The sequence below is a fragment of the Streptomyces sp. NPDC102283 genome, assembly GCF_044766265.1.
Lineage (GTDB): Bacteria > Actinomycetota > Actinomycetes > Streptomycetales > Streptomycetaceae > Streptomyces.
The window spans coordinates 1-16,972 of record NZ_JBIWLQ010000025.1; the positions used below are offsets into that span (position 1 = coordinate 1).

Consider the following 16,972-nt stretch of genomic DNA (forward strand, 5'->3'; position numbering starts at 1 on the left):
GCCGCCGGGGCCGGCGGGCCGCGGGGCGGCGGGGGGACTCGATGGGGTCCGCCCCCGGGCGCACTCCGCTGGCCGCCCGGGGAGCCCCCCCGGGGGGCGGGGGGGGCGGTCGGGGGGCGGGTCCGCACCCCGCTGCCTTGCCGTCTCCCCGTCCCCGGCCGTCCCGCACGGTCTGGGCCGCAGGACTACTGGGGCTCGGGCCCCGTGGCGACCGGCCGGGAGGGATCCGAGGACCATGCGGACCAGGAGCCGGGGTACAGGACGCCGGTGAAGCCCGCGATCTCCAGGGCCAGCACCTCGTGCGCGCCGGAGACCCCGGATCCGCAGTAGACGCCCACGCCTTCGGGGCTCGCCTCCGCCCCCAGGCGGGCGAACCGCTCGGCGAGCCGCTCGGCCGGAAGGTAGCGCCCGTCCTCGTCGACGTTCGACGTGGTCGGCGCGGAGACGGCACCGGGAATGTGGCCCCCGACGCGGTCGATCGGCTCCACATCGCCCCGGTAGCGCTCCGCCGCGCGGGCGTCCAGCAGCAGACCCGAGCGGGCGAAGGCCGCCGCGCTCTCCGCGTCCAGGGTGGGCAGCGCCCCCGGCTTCGGCCGGAAATCGCCCTCGGGAGGGCGCGGGACGTCGGTGGAGAGGTCGCCCGTCCAGGCGGCGAGGCCGCCGTCCAGGACCCGTACGTCCCCGTGCCCCGTCCAGCGCAGCAGCCACCAGGCTCGCGCCGCGGCCCAGCCCAAGCCGCCGTCGTACACCACGACAGGGGTGTCCTGACCGACCCCGGCGCGGCGCATCACGGCCCCGAAGGCCTCCGGGTCGGGGAGGGGGTGGCGGCCACCGTCGCCCGCAGGTCCCGCCAGTTCCGTATCGAGGTCGACGAAGACCGCGCCGGGCAGGTGACCGGCCTCGTAGTCGGGGCGGCCGTGCGGGCCGCCGAGCCGCCAGCGGACGTCCAGGAGTACCGGCGGTCGCGATCCGGCCGACTCGCTCGCGCATGCGGATGCGGTGATGATGGGCTTCATGGGTGCCATCCTCGCGCAGCGGCACCGGTACCCGTAACAGCATCGGAAGGGACGGCCGGCGGGAATCCGGCCGTCCTTCGTCGAGAACCCGGACGACGCGGCGCGGCCGGTATGTCTGACGCGCCGGGGAGTGCAAGCATCTGCACGGGGCACGCGGGCCGCTTCCCGACCCGGGAGGGCGTACCTGTCCCATCCCCCGCACGGCCACCCATACGGTCCGAGGAGAGAAGACGATGACCGAGGCCCCCGCCCGGCGCACGCCCGGAACACCTTGCTGGGTGAGTCTGATCGTGCACGGTCTGACCACGACCCAGGAGTTCTACGGGGCCCTGTTCGACTGGGAGTTCCTGCCGGGCCCCGACCAACTGGGCCCCTACGTCCGCGGGCTGCTGCACGGGCAGGAGGTCGCGGGCATCGGGCAGCTGCCGCCCGACCGCCATCTCCCGATCGCCTGGACCACCTACCTCGCGACGGACGACGCCGACGCCACCGCGGAGGTCGTCCGCTCCTGCGGCGGGACGGTCGCGGTGGGACCGCTGGACGCGGGCGAGGCGGGGCGGCTCGCCATCGCCTCGGACCCGAGCGGGGCGGTCTTCGGGATCTGGCAGGGCTCGGAGCACATCGGCACGATGACGGCGGGCGTGCCCGGCACCCCGGTCTGGAACGAGCTGGTGACCCGGGAGACCTCGATGGTCGCCAAGTTCTACCAGTCGGTCTTCGGCTACGAGACGGAGGCGGTCGTCTCGGCCGACTTCGACTACCAGACCCTGCACCTGGACGACGTTCCGGTGGCGGCGCTGCACGGCGTCGGCCACGCGCTGCCGCGCGACCGGGGGCCGCACTGGATGACGTACTTCGAGGTCGCCGACACCGACCGGGCCGCGGCCCGGGTGGTGGAGCTGGGCGGCCGCGTCCTTCAGCCGCCGCGCGAGGGGTCGAGCGGTCGGCTGGCGACGGTCGCGGACCCGGAGGGCGCCGTGTTCACGGTCATCCGGTCCGCCGCCGGTGGCGGCGCGTCCGGCCGTTGAACGTCGGCGGTCCGCCTCTGCCCCGCCCCACCCCGCGTCTCAGGCCGCGGTGTGCAGCGGAACCGTGAGCTGCTTGAGCCAGGTGCCCGTGGAGAAGTCGCGCGCCTTGATGACCACCGTACGGGGGCCCACCTCGACCTGGAGACCCTGGTTGAAGGTGCCGCCCACCGCGACTTCCCCTCCCTTGCCGTCGTCCGTCCAGCCCGTCTGGACCGCCGCGGTGTTCACGACGGTGAAGCCCTCGAGATTTCCGGTGCCGGGAACGACTCTGCGGACCACCCAGTCCGACAGGTTGAGATCCCAGTGGGTGTGGCCGGAGAAGAGGAACACGTCCTTGTGGCGACCGAGGATCGACAGGAGCCGGTCGGGCTGGAGGTAGTCGCCCAGATAGAGCTTGTTGCGGGTGCCGGACACGGTGTTGGGCAGGGGATGGTGCGTCATCACCATGACGGGCCTGCGCCGTCGGGCCCAGTGGGCGAGCCGGTCGTCCAGCCAGGCGAACTGCGCGTCGCTGATCCACACCTCGTCCCACAACTTCGCGTCGTGGTAGTGCGCGTAGCGTTCGGTCCCGAGAGTCAGGACGGGAACGCCGCCGAACGACGCCTCCGAGTAGACCTTGTTCCGCCCCGCGAAGTTGTAGAAGCTGCGGAAGAGCGAGCCCTCCGTGGTGCCGTTGGGCCAGGTGTCCTGGGCGAGCGTGTCGGGGTCGCTGTACTTGGGGACGTAGAACTCGTGGTTGCCGATGGCCCACGCGAGGTTCTCGGGGTGCCGGTGCCGTCCGAGGGTGCGGCGGACGTCCGCGTACTCGAAGTCGTAGCCGCGGGGGGTGATATCGCCGGCGATTCCCAGCCCGGCGCTGCGGGGATTGATCCGGTGCAGGTCGTCGAGGGCCTTGCCGAAGTCGGCCAGGTCGCCCTGGATGTCGCTGATGATGTTGAACCGCACCGTCCGGCCCCCGCTGCCGTGGCCGTGCCTCCCGTGCTCCGGGGCGGCTGCGGCGGCCGGCGGGGCCGTCAGGGCGGCGCCGCCGGTGAGGGCGCCGCCCGCCAGGAGTGAGGCGCGGCCGGTGGTGGCCATGAACGATCTGCGATCCATCGGTTGTACTTCCTTCGTCGTGCGACCCCTGTGTGGGATCGGACGGGGGAAGCCTTGCCGATCACGATGACCTCTCGGCGTAGGAGAGGTGGCTGTCGGCTGAAGCCCGGGGACGGCGGACCGAACAACTCAGTCCGAGGACACCGGCAGGACGTCCGGCGAGAGCGCGCCGGCGTGAACGGTACGGCTCGTCATGCGGCGGCAGTGGTGGCGGCGGCACAACACCTCGTAACCGACCTCGCCCGCCTGCCGGTTGACGTCGCCGACGACGACCTGGGCGCCTTCGACGACCATCTCGCCGTCCACCGTGCGGGCGTTGTGCGTGGCGCGGGCGCCGCACCAGCAGAGCGCCTCGACCTGGAGGGCCTCTATCCGGTCGGCCAGCTCGATCAGCCGCTGGGAGCCCGGGAACAGCTTGGTGCGGAAGTCCGTGGTGATGCCGAAGGCGAAGACGTCGAGCCCCAGGTCGTCGACGACACGTGCCAGTTGGTCGATCTGGTCCGGGGCGAGGAACTGCGCCTCGTCCACGATCACGTAGTCGACCCGGCCGCCCCGGCTGACCCGGTCGACGATGTGCGCGTACAGGTCCATGCCCTCCTCGGCCTCGACGGCGTCCGTCACCAGGCCGAGCCGGGAGGAGAGCTTGCCCTCCCCCGCGCGGTCGTCCCGGGTGAAGATCACGCCCTGGAGCCCGCGCGCCGAGCGGTTGTGACCGATCTGCAGGGCCAGCGTGCTCTTTCCGCAGTCCATGGTTCCGGAGAAGAACACCAGCTCGGGCATGAGAGGTCGAGCACCTTTCGGGGGGATGGGCACGGCGGGAGGGGTTACGAGCGTACTTCGAGGAGGGGGACGAGCTGTTCCACGGGCGTCAGGGAGCCGTGTACGCCCGCCATCGCCGACTCGTGCGGCTCGTTGACGGAGGCCGTGATGATCACGTCGTCGTGGGCGGCGGCGACCACGTCGCCGATCCGGCCGTACACCCGCTCGTCGATCGTGGGACCGAACCAGCCGGCCGCGATGGCCTCGTCCCGGCTCGCGACCCAGAACTGCTCGCCGAGGACCTCGCGCCAGACGGTCAGGACGTCGGCCTGGGCGCCCGGCACCGCGTAGACGTGCCGGGCGCGTCCCTCGCCGCCGAGGAGGGCGACGCCGGCGCGCAGCTCCCAGTCCTCGTCGAAGTCGATCCGGGACTGCTCGTCGAACGGGATGTCGATCATGCCGTGGTCGGCGGTGATGTAGAGCGCGGAGCGCGGCGGGAGCTGCTCGGCGAGGCGTCGGGCGAGCCCGTCGACGTACATCAGCTGACCGCGCCAGGCGTCGGAGTCGGTGCCGAAGCGGTGGCCCTTGCCGTCGACCTCGCTGTAGTACGTGTAGACGAGCGAGCGGTCGCCCGCGGCCAGGCGCTGGGCGGCGACGTCCATCCGGTCCTCGCCGGAGAGCCGGCCGAGGAAGGAGCCGCCGCTGAGCGCGACCTTGGTGAGAGGGGTCTGCTCGAACGTCGGCGCGGAGACCTGCGCGGTGTGCACGCCCGCGGCGTCGGCGCGTTGGAAGACCGTGGGGTACGGCTGCCAGACCTTCGGCGCGGTCCACGGCTTCCAGCGGAGCTGGTTCATCAGCTCGCCGGTCTCCGGGTTGCGCGCGGTGTAGCCGGGAAGCCCGTGCTCGCCGGGCGGCAGCCCCGTACCGACCGAGGCGAGCGAGGTGGCGGTGGTGGAGGGGAAGCCCGCGGTGAGCGGGCGGCCGGTGCCGCCGCGCGACGTGGGGAGGAGGGAGTGCAGGAAGGGGGCCTCGTCCGGGTGGGCCTTGATCTGCTCCCAGCCCAGGCCGTCGATCAGGAAGACGCAGTTGCGGTCGGCCGGGGTCAGCTCGGGGATCGCGGCCGTGAAGCCGGGCACTTCCTGTCCGGCGGCGAGCGTCGGCAGCAGGTCCGCGAGCGAGCCGCTGCCGTACTCGGGCACGGGCGCGGTGTCGAGGGGCAGCAGGACGGGGTCCTGCCAGGCGGGCTGGGCCATCAGCGGCCGGTCGCCGCGGTGGCGGCCGTGGCCTCGGAGAGCGACTGGGCGAAGGCCAGGGTCTGGCGCACGGCGTCGGGGCCGTCGCCGGCCTCGCTGACCCGCAGGCTCAGGTCGTCGGCGGTGGAGCTGCCGGTGTAGCCGTGGTCGGCCTCGCAGTTGGCGTCGCCGCAGGCGGCGGGCTCCAGGTCGATCCGGGAGACCGCGCCCCAGCCGATGGTCAGGACGACCTCGCGGGGCAGGGTGCCCGGGACGTACTTCTCCGGGTTGGCCACGACGCGGCTGACCACGACGGAGGAGATCCGCTCCAGCTTCACCGACTCGGTGGAGGTGGTGGCGTACGGCGTCGGGGAGCTGGTGTCGGCGGCCTGCTCGTCGGTGTGGCTGACGATGAACCGGTGCTCGGTCAGGACGAGGACCGTGACATGGCGGCGCACCTCGTTGGAGTCGAACGTGGTCTCCTGGTGCACCAGGTACGAAGCGACCGGTTCCCCGCCGACGGCGGCCTCCACCGCCTCGGCCACGAGGGCCGGGTAGTAGCCGCTGCGCTCGATCGCCGCGCGCAGCCCCTGGGTCGTCGTACCGGTCTTTGCCATGAGCACCATCCTACGGCGGACCGGTGGCTGCCGGGGACGCCCCGGTGGCCACCGGGTCTCAGTAGTTCGGAAGGCGGCGGGGGCCGAGGTCGCTCCGGGCGGGGGGCGGGGCGAGCCGGACGCTCGCGCCGAGCACGGTCAGCCCCTGCGGGGCGACGACGACCGGTTCGAGGGCTACGGAGACCACCTCGGGGTGGTCGTCGACCAGCCGGGACAGCCGCAGCAGCAGCTCCTCGAGCGCGGCCGTGTCGACCGGGGCCGAACCGCGCCAGCCGAAGAGCACCGGGGCGGCCCTGATGGACCGGATCAGCTCGGCGGCGTCGCGGTCGGTGGCGGGGACCAGCCGGTGCGCGGTGTCGCCGAGCAGTTCGGAGGGCGCGCCCGCGAGGCCGAAGGAGAGGACGGCCCCGGCGGCGGCGTCGATGGAGGCGCGGACGACGGTGTCCACGCCGCGCGGGGCCATCGCCTGGACGACGGGGAGCAGTTCCGCGGGCTTGCCGAGGAGATCGGTGAGCTCTCCGTACGCCCGGCGCAGCGCCTCCTCGTCGGCGACGTCGAGGCGGACCCCGCCGAGGTCGGCGCGGTGGCGCAGGTGGGGCGCGGTGGTCTTGAGGGCGACCGGGTAGCCGAGCCGGGCCGCCGCGGCGACGGCCGCCTCGGGGTCCGGGGCGGGCAGGGTGGGGCGGACGGCGATGCCGTAGCGGCCGAGCAGTTCGCGGGCCTCGTCGTGGGTGAGCGGGCGGCCGCGCGGGTCGGGGGCGGTGGCGAGCTGGGCCTCGATCAGGGCGGCGGCCCCGGGCTCGTCGATGGTGTCGTCGAGGAACTCGGGAATCTTGCCCGGCACGGCCGCCTGGCGCCGCCACTGGGCGTACTTCACGGCCTCGGCGAGGGCCCGCACGGCGCGTTCGGCGGCGGGGTAGGCGGGGATGCGGCCGGGGCTCGTGGCGGTTTCCGGGGCGGGGCTCGCCTGCGGGGTGGCCGGGTCGGCGCCTGGGGCCGGGCTCGTGCTCGGGGCCGGGGTGGTCGAGGGCGGGGTGGTCGAGGCGGTGGCGGCCGCCCTGGTCCGGTCTGCGGCGGGCGTCACCGTGCGGGGGCGTGGCGCGGCCGTGCTGGACGCGGCGGCCAGCGCCTCGGCGAGGCCGCCGATCTCGACGTGGACGACGGCCACCGGCTTGGCCGAGCCCCCGGCCACGGCCTTGTGCAGGGCGGCGGCGAGCACTTGGCCGTCACCGGTCTCGGCCTCCCCGTTCTCCCCCACCCACGGGATGGCGGTGACGATCACGGCGTCGCAGGTCCCGTCCGCCAGCGCCTCGGCCAGCGCGTCCCGGAAGTCCTGCGGGGAGGCCGCGGTGGTGAGGTCGATCGGCGGGCGCGGGCGCAGCCCCTCGGCGAGGCAGGCGTCGTACGTCAGGAGGCCGAGGGACTCGGAGTTGCCGAGGATGGCGACCCGGGGGCCGGCCGGGAGCGGCTGGCCCGCCAGCAGGAGTCCGGCGTCGACCATCTCGGTCACGGTGTCGACCCGGATGACGCCGGCCTGGCGCATCAGCGCGGAGACCGTGGCGTCGGGGATGCGGCTGACCGGGACGGCGTGGCCGGGCGGGGTGGAGCCGCTGTGCCGGGCCCCCTTGACCACGACCACGGGCTTCACGGCGGCGGTGCGGCGGGCGAGGCGGGTGAACTTGCGGGGGTTGCCGAGCGATTCGAGGTAGAGCAGGGCGACGTCGGTGTCCGGGTCCTCGAAGGAGTACTGGAGGAAGTCGTTGCCGGAGACGTCGGCCCGGTTGCCCGCCGAGATGAAGGAGGACAGGCCAGCGCCGCGCCGGTGGAGGCCGGAGAGCAGGGCGATGCCGATCGCGCCGGACTGGGTGAACAGGCCGATCCGGCCGCGGGCGGGCGACTCGGGGGCGAGCGAGGCGTTCAGCCGGACGGACTCTGCGGTGTTGATGATGCCGAAGGCGTTCGGGCCGATGATCCGCATGCCGTACGAGCGGGCCTGGCGGACCAGCTCGCGCTGGAGTTCGCGGCCCTCGGCGCCCCGCTCGGCGTATCCGGCGGAGAGGACGACCAGCCCCTGGACGCCGTGTTCCCCGCAGTCGGCGACGGCCTCGGGGACCCGGTGGGCGGGGACGGCGATGACCGCGAGGTCGACCTGCTCGTCGATCTCGCCGAGCGAGCGGTGGGCGGGGACGCCGTCGAGGGTGGTCATGCCCTCGTCGAAGGCGCGGTTCACCGCGTACGTGCGGCCGGTGTAGCCGGAGGAGAGGAGGTTGCGCAGGACGGTGCGGCCCACTCCGCCGGGGGTGCGCCCGGTGCCGATGACCGCGACGGAGCCGGGGGCGAGCAGGCGCTGCACCGAGCGGGCCTCGGCGCGCTGTTCGCGGCCGCGCTGGACGGCGAGGGACTTCTCGGTGGGTTCGAGGTCGAGGGTGAGGTGGACGGAGCCGTCCTCGAAGCTGCGGCGCTGGGTGTAGCCGCCGTCCCGGAACACCTTGATCATCTTGTTGTTGGCGGGGAGCACCTCGGCGGCGAAGCGCCGGATGCCGCGCTCGCGGGCGACCGCGGCGATGTGTTCGAGCAGGGCCGAGGCGACGCCCCGGCCCTGGTGGGCGTCCTGGACGAGGAAGGCGACCTCGGCCTCGTCCGCGGGGGCGGAGGCGGGGCGGCCCTGGTCGTTGATGCGGTCGTAGCGGACCGTTCCGATGAACTCGCCGCCGATCGTGACGGCCAGCCCCACCCGGTCGACGTAGTCGTGATGGGTGAAGCGGTGCACGTCCCGGTCGGATAGGCGCGGATACGGGGCGAAGAACCGGTAGTACTTCGACTCGTCGGACACCTGCTCGTAGAAGCTGACCAGTCGCTCGGCGTCGTCCGTGGTGATCGGTCTGATGCGCGCGGTGCCCCCGTCGCGGAGCACCACGTCCGCCTCCCAGTGGTCGGGGTACGCGTGGTGCGGACTCTGCTCCGGCGTGGGCTCCATGGGCAAAGCCTACGGCGGGGATCCCGGTCGCGGAGGGATCGGTGCCGGGGCAGTCCGAGGGGGGCCCGGACCCGGGCCGCTGGAGTACAGGACCGGACAGGAGGCCGGGCACAGCACCACGCACTGCATGAGAGACTGGTCTAGACAACCGTTGATATGTGAAGGGCAGAACCATGGCTGAGCGCCGCGTAAACGTCGGTTGGGCCGAGGGCCTGCACGCCCGCCCCGCTTCCATCTTCGTCCGTGCCGCCACGGCTTCCGGCGTCCCCGTGACGATCGCCAAGTCCGACGGCAACCCGGTGAACGCCGCCTCCATGCTCGCCGTGCTCGGTCTGGGCGCGCAGGGCGGCGAGGAGATCGTGCTCGCGTCCGACGCGGACGACGCCGAGGCCGCTCTGGACCGGCTCGCGAAGCTGGTCGCCGAGGGCCTGGAAGAACTCCCCGAGACCGTCTGACCCGACGCGAACCGGCCCGTCCGGATTCGACAGGTACGAGAGCCGTGAACCCTTCGAGGGATCACGGCTCTTTCGTTTTCGGGAAAGAGCCGCGCATCGACAATGCGGGCAGCACAAACAATGCCCCGCAATTACTTCTCCGTGTCTACGGCTCTTCTGTTAATGGCGGACGCCCGCAGTGTTTACGTCATGTTGCGAAGTGCTCACGCGGGGAACGGGCGCGGTGCGCCGCCCCGGCGGGTACGGGCGGCGCAGCCGGTGGGCCCCGATGGCGCGTTCCGCGTGCTGGGCGGTCAGCGCCCTCGCCCGCTCCGCGTCGCCGCGCGCCACGGCGTCCACGATCGCGCCGCGCTCGGCCCAGGAGTCGACCGGACGGGCCGACTGCTCGACCGCGTACATCCAGGCGATCTTGTGGCGGAGCTGGGTGAGCAGCGCGATGAGTCCGGGGCTGCCGGACGCCTGGGCGAGGGTCTCGTGGAACCAGCCGCCCAGCGAGCGCAGATCCTCGCCCTCGCCCCTGCGGGCCCGCTCCTGACCCAGCCTGACCAGGCCCCGGAGCACCTTCAGGTGGGCTTCCGTGCGACGCTGGGCCGCGCGGGCCGCGCCCAGCGGCTCCAGGAGCGTCCGCACCTCCAGGAGATCGGCCGCCTCCTGCGCGGTGGGCTCGGCGACGCAGGCGCCGGCGTGCCTGCGGGTGACGACGAAGCCCTCGGACTCCAGCGTGCGCAGGGCCTCGCGGACCGGGACGCGGGAGACCCCGTAGCGGCGTGCCAGCAACTCCTCGGTGAGTCGGCCGCCTCGCTCGTGGACACCGGAGACGATGTCGTCACGGATTGCCGTGCATACCGAATGCGCGGGAATGCGCATGTCCGAACCTCCGCCTTGATCCCCGCGAAACGCGGCCGCCCGACGTCTGTTCCGTGACTCTATTGCAATCCTTCGGAATTTCCGATGGCAGACCAAAATCCATGGATATCCGCGGGCCAGGATCGCCGAAGGCCCCGACGTGTGCCGGGGCCTTCGGGCGGGGTCGCGCGGTGCGGGTCAGACGTTCAGACCGTGGGAGCGGAGGTAGCCGACGGGGTCCATGTCGGAGCCGTAGTCGGGGCTGGTGCGGGCCTCGAAGTGCAGGTGCGGGCCGGTGGAGTTGCCGGTGGAGCCGGAGAGGCCGATCTGCTGGCCGGAGGAGACGCTCTGGCCTACGGAGACACCGATCGAGGAGAGGTGGCCGTACTGGGTGTACGTGCCGTCCGTCATCCGGAGCACGATGTTGTTGCCGTACGCGCCGCCCCAGCCGGCCTCGACGACCGTGCCGGCGCCGACGGCGACGACGGAGCTGCCGGAGGCTGCCTGGAAGTCCACGCCGGAGTGGCTGCCGGAGGACCAGAGCGCACCGCCGGTGTTGTAGCCGGTGGTGACGTGGGAGCCGGCGACCGGGAGGTGGAAGGCGTTCAGGCGGGCGCGCTCGGCGGCGCGGGCGGCACGGGCCTTCTCCTCGCGGACCTCCTTGGCGCGGGCCTCGGCCTTGCGTTCGGCCTCCGCCTTCGCCTTGGCCTTGGCGGCCTTCTCGCGGGCCTCCGCGGCGGCCTTCGCCTTCGCGATCGCGTCGGCCTGCTGCTTCTGGGCGTGGGCCTGCGCGTCTATCTGCTCGGCGAGGGTGGCGTCGAGGGCGACGGCCTGGGCGAGGCCGGTGTCGGCGACCTTGGCGGGCTCGGTGTCCGCGGCGAGGGCCGGGGAGGCGAGCGAGCCGAGGACTCCGGTGGTGGCCAGAGCCGCGATGCCGGCGGCCTGGGCGCTCCGGCGCGTGAGACGGCTCGGGGCACGGTGCTTCCCGGTGGCACGGGTGAACGCCATGGAGGGGCTGGTCCTTTCCTTCCTTCTCGCCTACCGGGTTAGCTGACGGGTTCGGAGCAGGAAGGTCTCCTACGGATCCCCGCGCCGGTTCGCGGCACGGGCCTCCGATTCACCCCAGGGACTGCGTGGGTCCCCGGCTCCCCAGGCTCGCGCCTGACGGGGACTCGGCGATGACTGCCCGGCGCCGCGGCTGCGGCATACGGGTGACGGACAGCCGAGCCGACGCTAGGCGGGGCGACTTCCCATCGCCAAACGGACCAGGGGATTTGTCGCACATCCCACAGGGCAGACAGGCAACCTCTCCCCCAAAAGGGACGTCATGGACTAATCGGATAAAAAGGGAGAACCCCGACGAACGTGCGTCCGTCGGGGTCCTGTTCACGGCGATGCGCCGCAGGTACGTCAGCCGGTGACGACGGACACCTCTCCGATGCCGAGGGCCTTCACGGGCTCCTCGATCTGCGCGGCGTCCCCCACGAGGACCGTGACCAGCCGGTCGACCGGGAAGGCGCTGACCACGGCGGCGGTCGCCTCCACGGTGCCCGTCTCGGCGAGCCGGGCGTAGAGGTGGGCCTGGTAGTCGTCGGGGAGGTGCTGCTCGACCTGGTCGGCCAGCGTGCTCGCGACGGAGGCGGCGGTCTCGAACTTCAGCGGGGCGACGCCCACCAGGTTCTGTACGGCCGTCTCGCGTTCGGCGTCGGTCAGCCCCTCGGCGGCCAGCGTCCGCAGGACCTTCCAGAGGTCGTCCAGCGCCGGTCCGGTGGACTCCGTGTCCACCGAGCCGCTGATCGCGAGCATGGCCGCGCCGCCCGAGTCGGGGCCGCTGGAGCGCAGCACCTGGGCGAAGGCCCGCACCCCGTAGGTGTAGCCCTTCTCCTCGCGCAGCACCCGGTCCAGCCGGGAGGTGAGGGTGCCGCCCAGGCAGTACGTGCCGAGCACCTGGGCGGGCCACACGCGCTCGTGCCGGTCGGCGCCGATCCGGCCGATCAGCAGCTGGGTCTGGACCGCGCCGGGCCGGTCCACGATGACCACGCGGCCGGTGTCGTTCGCGGTGATGGGCGGTACCGGGCGAGCCTGGCCCGCGTTGCCCGACCAGTCGCCGAGGGTCTCCGCCAGCAGCGCGTCCAGGTCGATGCCGGTCAGGTCGCCGACGATCACGGCCGTCGCGGTGGAGGGGCGGACGTGGGCGTCGAAGAAGGCGCGCACGGCGCTCTCGTCGATCCGCCGGACCGTCTCCTCGGTGCCCAGGCGCGGGCGGGACATCCGGGCGGCGGCCGGGAACAGCTCCTTGGAGAGCTGCTTGGCGGCGCGCCGGGACGGGTTGGCCTGCTCGTGCGGGATCTCGTCGAGGCGGTTGCCGACGAGGCGCTCGATCTCGCTCCCGTCGAAGGCCGGGGCCCGCAGCGCCTCGGCGACCAGCCCGAGGGCCTTGGCCAGCCGGGAGACCGGGACCTCCAGGGAGACCCGGACGCCGGGGTGGTCGGCGTGCGCGTCGAGCGTGGCGCCGCAGCGCTCCAGCTCGGCGGCGTACTCCTCGGCGCTGTGCTTGTCGGTGCCCTCGGAGAGCGCCCGCGACATGATCGTGGCCACGCCGTCCAGGCCCTCGGGCTCTGCCTCCAGCGGCGCGTCCAGGAAGATCTCCACCGCGACGACCTGCTGGCCGGGTCGGTGGCAGCGCAGCACGGTCAGCCCGTTGGGCAGGGCGCCGCGCTCGGGCGCCGGGAAGGCCCAGGGGCGGGCCGTGCCGGGCGTGGGCTGCGGGTGGTACTCCATGGCTACTCCAGTCACGGCGGCGTCGCTCACTTGTCCGCCCCCTCGTGCGCGTCGGTGCCCTCGGTGCCTGTCGCGGCCTCGTCGGACCCGTCGGCCTCGTCGGCCGGCTCGATGGGCTCGTACACCAGCACCGCCCGGTTGTCGGGGCGCAGGGCCGCCTCGGCCGCCGCGCGCACCTCCTCCGCGGTGACGTCCAGGACGCGGCCGACGGCGCTCAGGGCGAGCTGCGGGTCGCCGAACAGGACCGCGTAACGGCACAGTTCGTCGGCGCGGCCGGCGACCGTGCCGAGCCGGTCCAGCCACTCGCGCTCCAACTGCGCCTGGGCCCGCTCCATTTCCTCGGGGGTGGGCCCCTCGGCGGCGAACCGGGCCAGCTCCTCGTCGACCGCGGCCTCGATCGTCTCCACCTCGACACCGCCGGACGTCTTCACGTCCAGCCAGCCCAGCGAGGGCGCGCCGGCGAGCCGCAGCAGCCCGAAACCGGCCGCCACCGCCGTACGGTCGCGGCGGACCAGGCGGTTGTGCAGCCGGGAGGACTCGCCGCCGCCCAGCACGGTGAGCGCCAGGTCGGCGGCGTCGCAGGCGCGGGTTCCGTCGTGGGGGAGGCGGTAGGCGGCCATCAGGGCGCGGGCCGGCACCTCCTCGTGGACCACTTCGCGCAGCTGCTCCCCGATGATGCCGGGGAGCGTCCCGTCGCGCGGCGGCCGCTTGCCGTCGTGGGAGGGGATGGAGCCGAAGTACTTCTCGATCCAGGCGAGGGTCTGCTCGGGGTCGATGTCGCCGACCACCGAGATCACCGCGTTGTTGGGCGCGTAGTACGTACGGAAGAACGCGCGGGCGTCCTCCAGCGTGGCCGCGTCCAGGTCGGCCATGGAGCCGATCGGGGTGTGGTGGTACGGGTGGCCCTCGGGGTAGGAGAGGGCGGTCAGCTTCTCGAACGCGGTGCCGTAGGGCACGTTGTCGTAACGCTGGCGGCGTTCGTTCTTGACGACGTCGCGCTGGTTCTCCATGGACTCCTCGTCGAGCGCGGCGAGGAGGGAGCCCATCCGGTCGGCTTCCAGCCAGAGCGCCAGCTCCACCTGGTGGGTGGGCATGGTCTCGAAGTAGTTGGTCCGCTCGAAGCTGGTCGTCCCGTTGAGCGAGCCGCCGGCCCCCTGGACGAGCTCGAAGTGGCCGTTCCCCTTGACCTGGCCCGAACCCTGGAACATCAGGTGCTCGAAAAGGTGAGCCAGACCGGTGCGTCCCTTGACCTCGTGGCGCGAGCCGACGTCGTACCAGAGGCAGACCGCGGCGACCGGGGTCAGATGGTCCTCGGAGAGCACCACACGCAGGCCGTTGGCCAGGCGGTGCTCGGTCGCTGTCAAGCCGCCGGAGCCGGCCTGTGCGGTGGCCGTGTGACCCATGGGCATGTACGTCCCTTCGATCGCGATACTGGACTTCCTGCCAGACCTGCCACTCTAAGCAAGCGCACCGGCACCTGGCGAAGTTCCCGTTCCTCGGATGTTTCCGTCGATGGTGTCGCGGACGCTCTCCGGGCGGGCCCCTCGACCCGCTTCGGACGGGTCGAGGTCGGCGTTGTCAGTCCGGCGGTCCACAATGGACCGCGTCAGTAGCTCGTGTTGTACCGAACAAGCTCAGGTTGTCCGAACAGAATCTGTGAAGGAGTCGCAGCCGCGATGGCCCGCCGTAGCACGAAGACCCCGCCGCCGCCGGACGACTTCGAGGAGAAGATCCTCGACATCGACGTCGTCGACGAAATGCAGGGCTCCTTCCTCGAGTACGCGTACTCGGTGATCTACTCCAGGGCCCTGCCCGACGCCCGCGACGGCATGAAGCCGGTGCACCGCCGCATCGTGTCCCAGATGAACGAGATGGGGCTGCGCCCCGACCGCGGCTATGTGAAGTGCGCCCGCGTCGTCGGCGAGGTGATGGGCAAGCTGCACCCGCACGGCGACGCCTCGATCTACGACGCCCTGGTGCGCATGGCGCAGCCGTTCTCGATGCGCCTCCCCCTGGTCGACGGCCACGGCAACTTCGGCTCGCTCGGCAACGACGACCCGCCGGCCGCCATGCGGTACACCGAGTGCCGGATGGCCGACGCCACGTCGTTGATGACGGAGGCGATCGACGAGGACACCGTCGATTTCCAGTCCAACTACGACGGCCAGGAGCGCGAGCCGGTCGTCCTCCCCGCCGCCTATCCCAACCTCCTGGTCAACGGCGTCTCCGGGATCGCCGTGGGCATGGCCACCAACATGCCCCCGCACAACCTGGGCGAGGTCATCGCCGCCGCGCGGCACCTGATCAAGCACCCGGGCGCCGACATCGAGACGCTGATGCGCTTCGTCCCGGGCCCCGACCTGCCCACCGGCGGCCGCATCGTCGGGCTGGGCGGCATCAAGGACGCCTACACGGCGGGCCGCGGCACGTTCAAGATCCGCGCCACCGTCGCCGTGGAGAACGTGACGGCCCGCCGCAAGGGCCTCGTCGTCACCGAACTGCCCTTCACCGTCGGCCCGGAGAAGGTGATCGCCAAGATCAAGGACCTGGTCTCGGCGAAGAAGCTCCAGGGCATCGCCGACGTCAAGGACCTCACCGACCGGGCACACGGACTGCGTCTGGTCATCGAGGTGAAGAACGGCTTCGTGCCGGAAGCGGTGCTGGAGCAGCTCTACAAGCTGACGCCGATGGAGGAGTCCTTCGGCATCAACAACGTGGCGCTGGTCGACGGCCAGCCGCTCACCCTGGGCCTCAAAGAGCTGCTGGAGGTCTATCTGGACCACCGCTTCGAGGTGGTGCGCCGACGCAGCGAGTTCCGCCGCACCAAGCGCCGCGACCGGCTGCACCTGGTCGAGGGCCTGATCGTCGCCCTGCTCGACATCGACGAGGTCATCCGGATCATCCGGGACAGCGACAACTCCTCGCAGGCGAAGGAGCGCCTGATGGCGCACTTCTCGCTGAGCGAGATCCAGACGCAGTACATCCTGGACACCCCGCTGCGCCGGCTCACCCGTTTCGACCGGATCGAGCTGGAGAGCGAGCGGGACCGGCTCACCGGCGAGATCGACGCGCTGACCGCGATCCTGGAGTCGGACGCGGAGCTGCGCAAGCTGGTCTCCTCGGAGCTGGCCGCCGTGGCGAAGAAGTTCGGCACGGACCGGCGCACGGTGCTGCTGGAGTCGGCCGGAGCCCAGATCGCGTCCGTGCCGCTGGAGGTGGCGGACGACCCGTGCCGGGTGCTGCTCTCCTCGACGGGCCTGCTGGCCCGTACGGCCAACGCGGAGCCGGTCGAGATCTCCGAGGACGCCCGGCGGACCAAGCACGACGTGATCGTGTCGGCGGTGGCGGCGACGGCGCGCGGCGACGTCGGGGCGGTGACCTCCACCGGCCGGATGCTGCGGCTCTCGGTGATCGATCTGCCGCAGCTGCCCAACACGCACGCGGAGCCGAATCTCTCGGGCGGGGCGCAGATCTCCGAGTTCCTCAGCCTGGAGGCGGACGAGGAGTTGATCTGCCTGACGACCCTGGAGGAGTCCTCGCCGGGCCTCGCGATCGGCACCCTTCAGGGCGTGGTGAAACGCGTCGTGCCGGACTACCCGCCCAACAAGGACGAGTTGGAGGTCATCTCCCTCAAGGACGGTGACCGCATCGTGGGCGCGACCGAGCTGCGCACGGGCGAGGAGGACCTGGTGTTCATCACCTCCGACGCCCAGTTGCTCCGCTACCCGGCGGCCCAGGTACGGCCGCAGGGCAGGCCCGCCGGCGGGATGGCGGGCGTCAAGCTGGCGGCCGGGGCCGAGGTGCTGTCGTTCACGGCGGTGGACCCGGCGGCCGAGGCGATCGTGTTCACGGTGGCCGGCTCGCACGGCACGCTGGACGACTCGGTGCTGACGTCCAAGCTCACCCCGTTCGACCAGTATCCGCGCAAGGGCCGGGCGACCGGCGGAGTGCGCTGCCAGCGGTTCCTGAAGGGCGAGGACGTCCTGGTCTTCGCCTGGGCGGGCCCCACGCCGGCCCGGGCCGCGCAGAAGAACGGCACCCCGGCGAAGCTGCCGGAGCCGGACCCGAGGCGGGACGGCTCGGGCACACCGCTGCTGGAGTCGGTGGACGTGATCGCGGGACCGCCGCTGTAGGCGCCCCTTTCGTACGACGGGGAGCGGCCCGGG

13 protein-coding genes and 1 riboswitch are annotated in these 16,972 nt (G+C 72.5%); of the genes, 3 read left to right on the forward strand and 10 right to left on the reverse strand.

The features are described from left to right. Nucleotides 1-185: 185 nt before the first annotated feature. Nucleotides 186-1,016, reverse strand: coding sequence for a sulfurtransferase (locus ACIRJT_RS34365; protein ID WP_403917263.1), 831 nt, complete (start codon nt 1,014-1,016; stop codon nt 186-188). A gap of 233 nt (nt 1,017-1,249) precedes the next feature. Here ACIRJT_RS34365 and ACIRJT_RS34370 point away from each other — a divergent pair, with 233 nt between their 5' ends. Beyond that, complete coding sequence (locus ACIRJT_RS34370) at nt 1,250-2,044, forward strand: VOC family protein (protein ID WP_403917266.1); 795 nt, start codon at nt 1,250-1,252, stop codon at nt 2,042-2,044. Nucleotides 2,045-2,083: 39 nt separating this feature from the next. Here ACIRJT_RS34370 and ACIRJT_RS34375 read toward each other — a convergent pair whose 3' ends face one another. From ACIRJT_RS34375 to ACIRJT_RS34395, 5 genes are all read right to left on the reverse strand, one after another. Further along, nucleotides 2,084-3,139: a metallophosphoesterase family protein gene (locus ACIRJT_RS34375; RefSeq protein ID WP_403917269.1), complete on the reverse strand. Its 1,056-nt coding sequence runs from the start codon at nt 3,137-3,139 to the stop codon at nt 2,084-2,086. Nucleotides 3,140-3,268: 129 nt separating this feature from the next. Next, nucleotides 3,269-3,919, reverse strand: coding sequence for a thymidine kinase (locus ACIRJT_RS34380; protein WP_403917272.1), 651 nt, complete (start codon nt 3,917-3,919; stop codon nt 3,269-3,271). Nucleotides 3,920-3,963: 44 nt separating this feature from the next. Then, nucleotides 3,964-5,151 (reverse strand): alkaline phosphatase family protein, encoded by a 1,188-nt coding sequence (locus tag ACIRJT_RS34385; RefSeq protein ID WP_371626321.1) that lies wholly within the window; start codon nt 5,149-5,151, stop codon nt 3,964-3,966. Then, nucleotides 5,151-5,747, reverse strand: coding sequence for a DUF5998 family protein (locus tag ACIRJT_RS34390; RefSeq protein WP_030577251.1), 597 nt, complete (start codon nt 5,745-5,747; stop codon nt 5,151-5,153). Before ACIRJT_RS34390 ends, ACIRJT_RS34385 begins: the two co-directional genes overlap by 1 nt. Before the next feature lie 58 nt (nt 5,748-5,805). Further along, nucleotides 5,806-8,724, reverse strand: a complete 2,919-nt coding sequence (locus ACIRJT_RS34395) for a GNAT family N-acetyltransferase (protein WP_403917277.1) — start codon at nt 8,722-8,724, stop codon at nt 5,806-5,808. 173 nt (nt 8,725-8,897) lie between these two features. Between ACIRJT_RS34395 and ACIRJT_RS34400 the strand changes: the two genes are divergently transcribed. Then, the gene (locus ACIRJT_RS34400; RefSeq protein WP_018957072.1) at nt 8,898-9,179 is read left to right on the forward strand and encodes an HPr family phosphocarrier protein; all 282 of its coding nucleotides are present in this window, start codon (nt 8,898-8,900) and stop codon (nt 9,177-9,179) included. A 159-nt stretch (nt 9,180-9,338) separates the two neighbouring features. On the opposite strand, the gene ACIRJT_RS34405 is transcribed toward ACIRJT_RS34400, so the two are convergent. The 4 genes from ACIRJT_RS34405 to ACIRJT_RS34420 all read right to left on the reverse strand — a co-directional run bounded on the left by ACIRJT_RS34405 (nt 9,339) and on the right by ACIRJT_RS34420 (nt 14,215). Beyond that, the gene (locus tag ACIRJT_RS34405) at nt 9,339-10,046 is read right to left on the reverse strand and encodes a GntR family transcriptional regulator (RefSeq protein WP_403917280.1); all 708 of its coding nucleotides are present in this window, start codon (nt 10,044-10,046) and stop codon (nt 9,339-9,341) included. 177 nt (nt 10,047-10,223) lie between these two features. Next, nucleotides 10,224-11,033 carry a M23 family metallopeptidase gene (locus ACIRJT_RS34410; protein WP_403917283.1) on the reverse strand — a complete coding sequence of 270 codons (810 nt, stop codon included), beginning with the start codon at nt 11,031-11,033 and terminating at the stop codon, nt 10,224-10,226. Between the two features lie 13 nt (nt 11,034-11,046). After that, nucleotides 11,047-11,213: riboswitch (cyclic di-AMP (ydaO/yuaA leader) on the reverse strand. 222 nt (nt 11,214-11,435) lie between these two features. Further along, complete coding sequence (locus ACIRJT_RS34415) at nt 11,436-12,806, reverse strand: M16 family metallopeptidase (protein WP_403917286.1); 1,371 nt, start codon at nt 12,804-12,806, stop codon at nt 11,436-11,438. 26 nt (nt 12,807-12,832) lie between these two features. Then, nucleotides 12,833-14,215, reverse strand: coding sequence for a M16 family metallopeptidase (locus tag ACIRJT_RS34420; RefSeq protein ID WP_403917289.1), 1,383 nt, complete (start codon nt 14,213-14,215; stop codon nt 12,833-12,835). A 267-nt stretch (nt 14,216-14,482) separates the two neighbouring features. Between ACIRJT_RS34420 and ACIRJT_RS34425 the strand changes: the two genes are divergently transcribed. After that, nucleotides 14,483-16,939, forward strand: coding sequence for a DNA topoisomerase (ATP-hydrolyzing) subunit A (locus tag ACIRJT_RS34425; RefSeq protein ID WP_403917292.1), 2,457 nt, complete (start codon nt 14,483-14,485; stop codon nt 16,937-16,939). The last annotated feature ends 33 nt before the right edge of the window (nt 16,940-16,972 follow it).

Bases quoted from the DNA above. Each gene is read 5' to 3' on its own strand.
- ACIRJT_RS34395 (WP_403917277.1), bottom strand. From the start codon at position 8,724: ATGGAGCCCACGCCGGAGCAGAGTCCGCACCACGCGTACCCCGACCAC.
- ACIRJT_RS34380 (WP_403917272.1), bottom strand. From the start codon at position 3,919: ATGCCCGAGCTGGTGTTCTTCTCCGGAACCATGGACTGCGGAAAGAGC.
- ACIRJT_RS34425 (WP_403917292.1), top strand. From the start codon at position 14,483: ATGGCCCGCCGTAGCACGAAGACCCCGCCGCCGCCGGACGACTTCGAG.
- ACIRJT_RS34375 (WP_403917269.1), bottom strand. From the start codon at position 3,139: ATGGATCGCAGATCGTTCATGGCCACCACCGGCCGCGCCTCACTCCTG.
- ACIRJT_RS34400 (WP_018957072.1), top strand. From the start codon at position 8,898: ATGGCTGAGCGCCGCGTAAACGTCGGTTGGGCCGAGGGCCTGCACGCC.
- ACIRJT_RS34415 (WP_403917286.1), bottom strand. From the start codon at position 12,806: ATGGAGTACCACCCGCAGCCCACGCCCGGCACGGCCCGCCCCTGGGCC.
- ACIRJT_RS34365 (WP_403917263.1), bottom strand. From the start codon at position 1,016: ATGAAGCCCATCATCACCGCATCCGCATGCGCGAGCGAGTCGGCCGGA.
- ACIRJT_RS34385 (WP_371626321.1), bottom strand. From the start codon at position 5,151: ATGGCCCAGCCCGCCTGGCAGGACCCCGTCCTGCTGCCCCTCGACACC.
- ACIRJT_RS34420 (WP_403917289.1), bottom strand. From the start codon at position 14,215: ATGCCCATGGGTCACACGGCCACCGCACAGGCCGGCTCCGGCGGCTTG.
- ACIRJT_RS34405 (WP_403917280.1), bottom strand. From the start codon at position 10,046: ATGCGCATTCCCGCGCATTCGGTATGCACGGCAATCCGTGACGACATC.
- ACIRJT_RS34410 (WP_403917283.1), bottom strand. From the start codon at position 11,033: ATGGCGTTCACCCGTGCCACCGGGAAGCACCGTGCCCCGAGCCGTCTC.
- ACIRJT_RS34390 (WP_030577251.1), bottom strand. From the start codon at position 5,747: ATGGCAAAGACCGGTACGACGACCCAGGGGCTGCGCGCGGCGATCGAG.
- ACIRJT_RS34370 (WP_403917266.1), top strand. From the start codon at position 1,250: ATGACCGAGGCCCCCGCCCGGCGCACGCCCGGAACACCTTGCTGGGTG.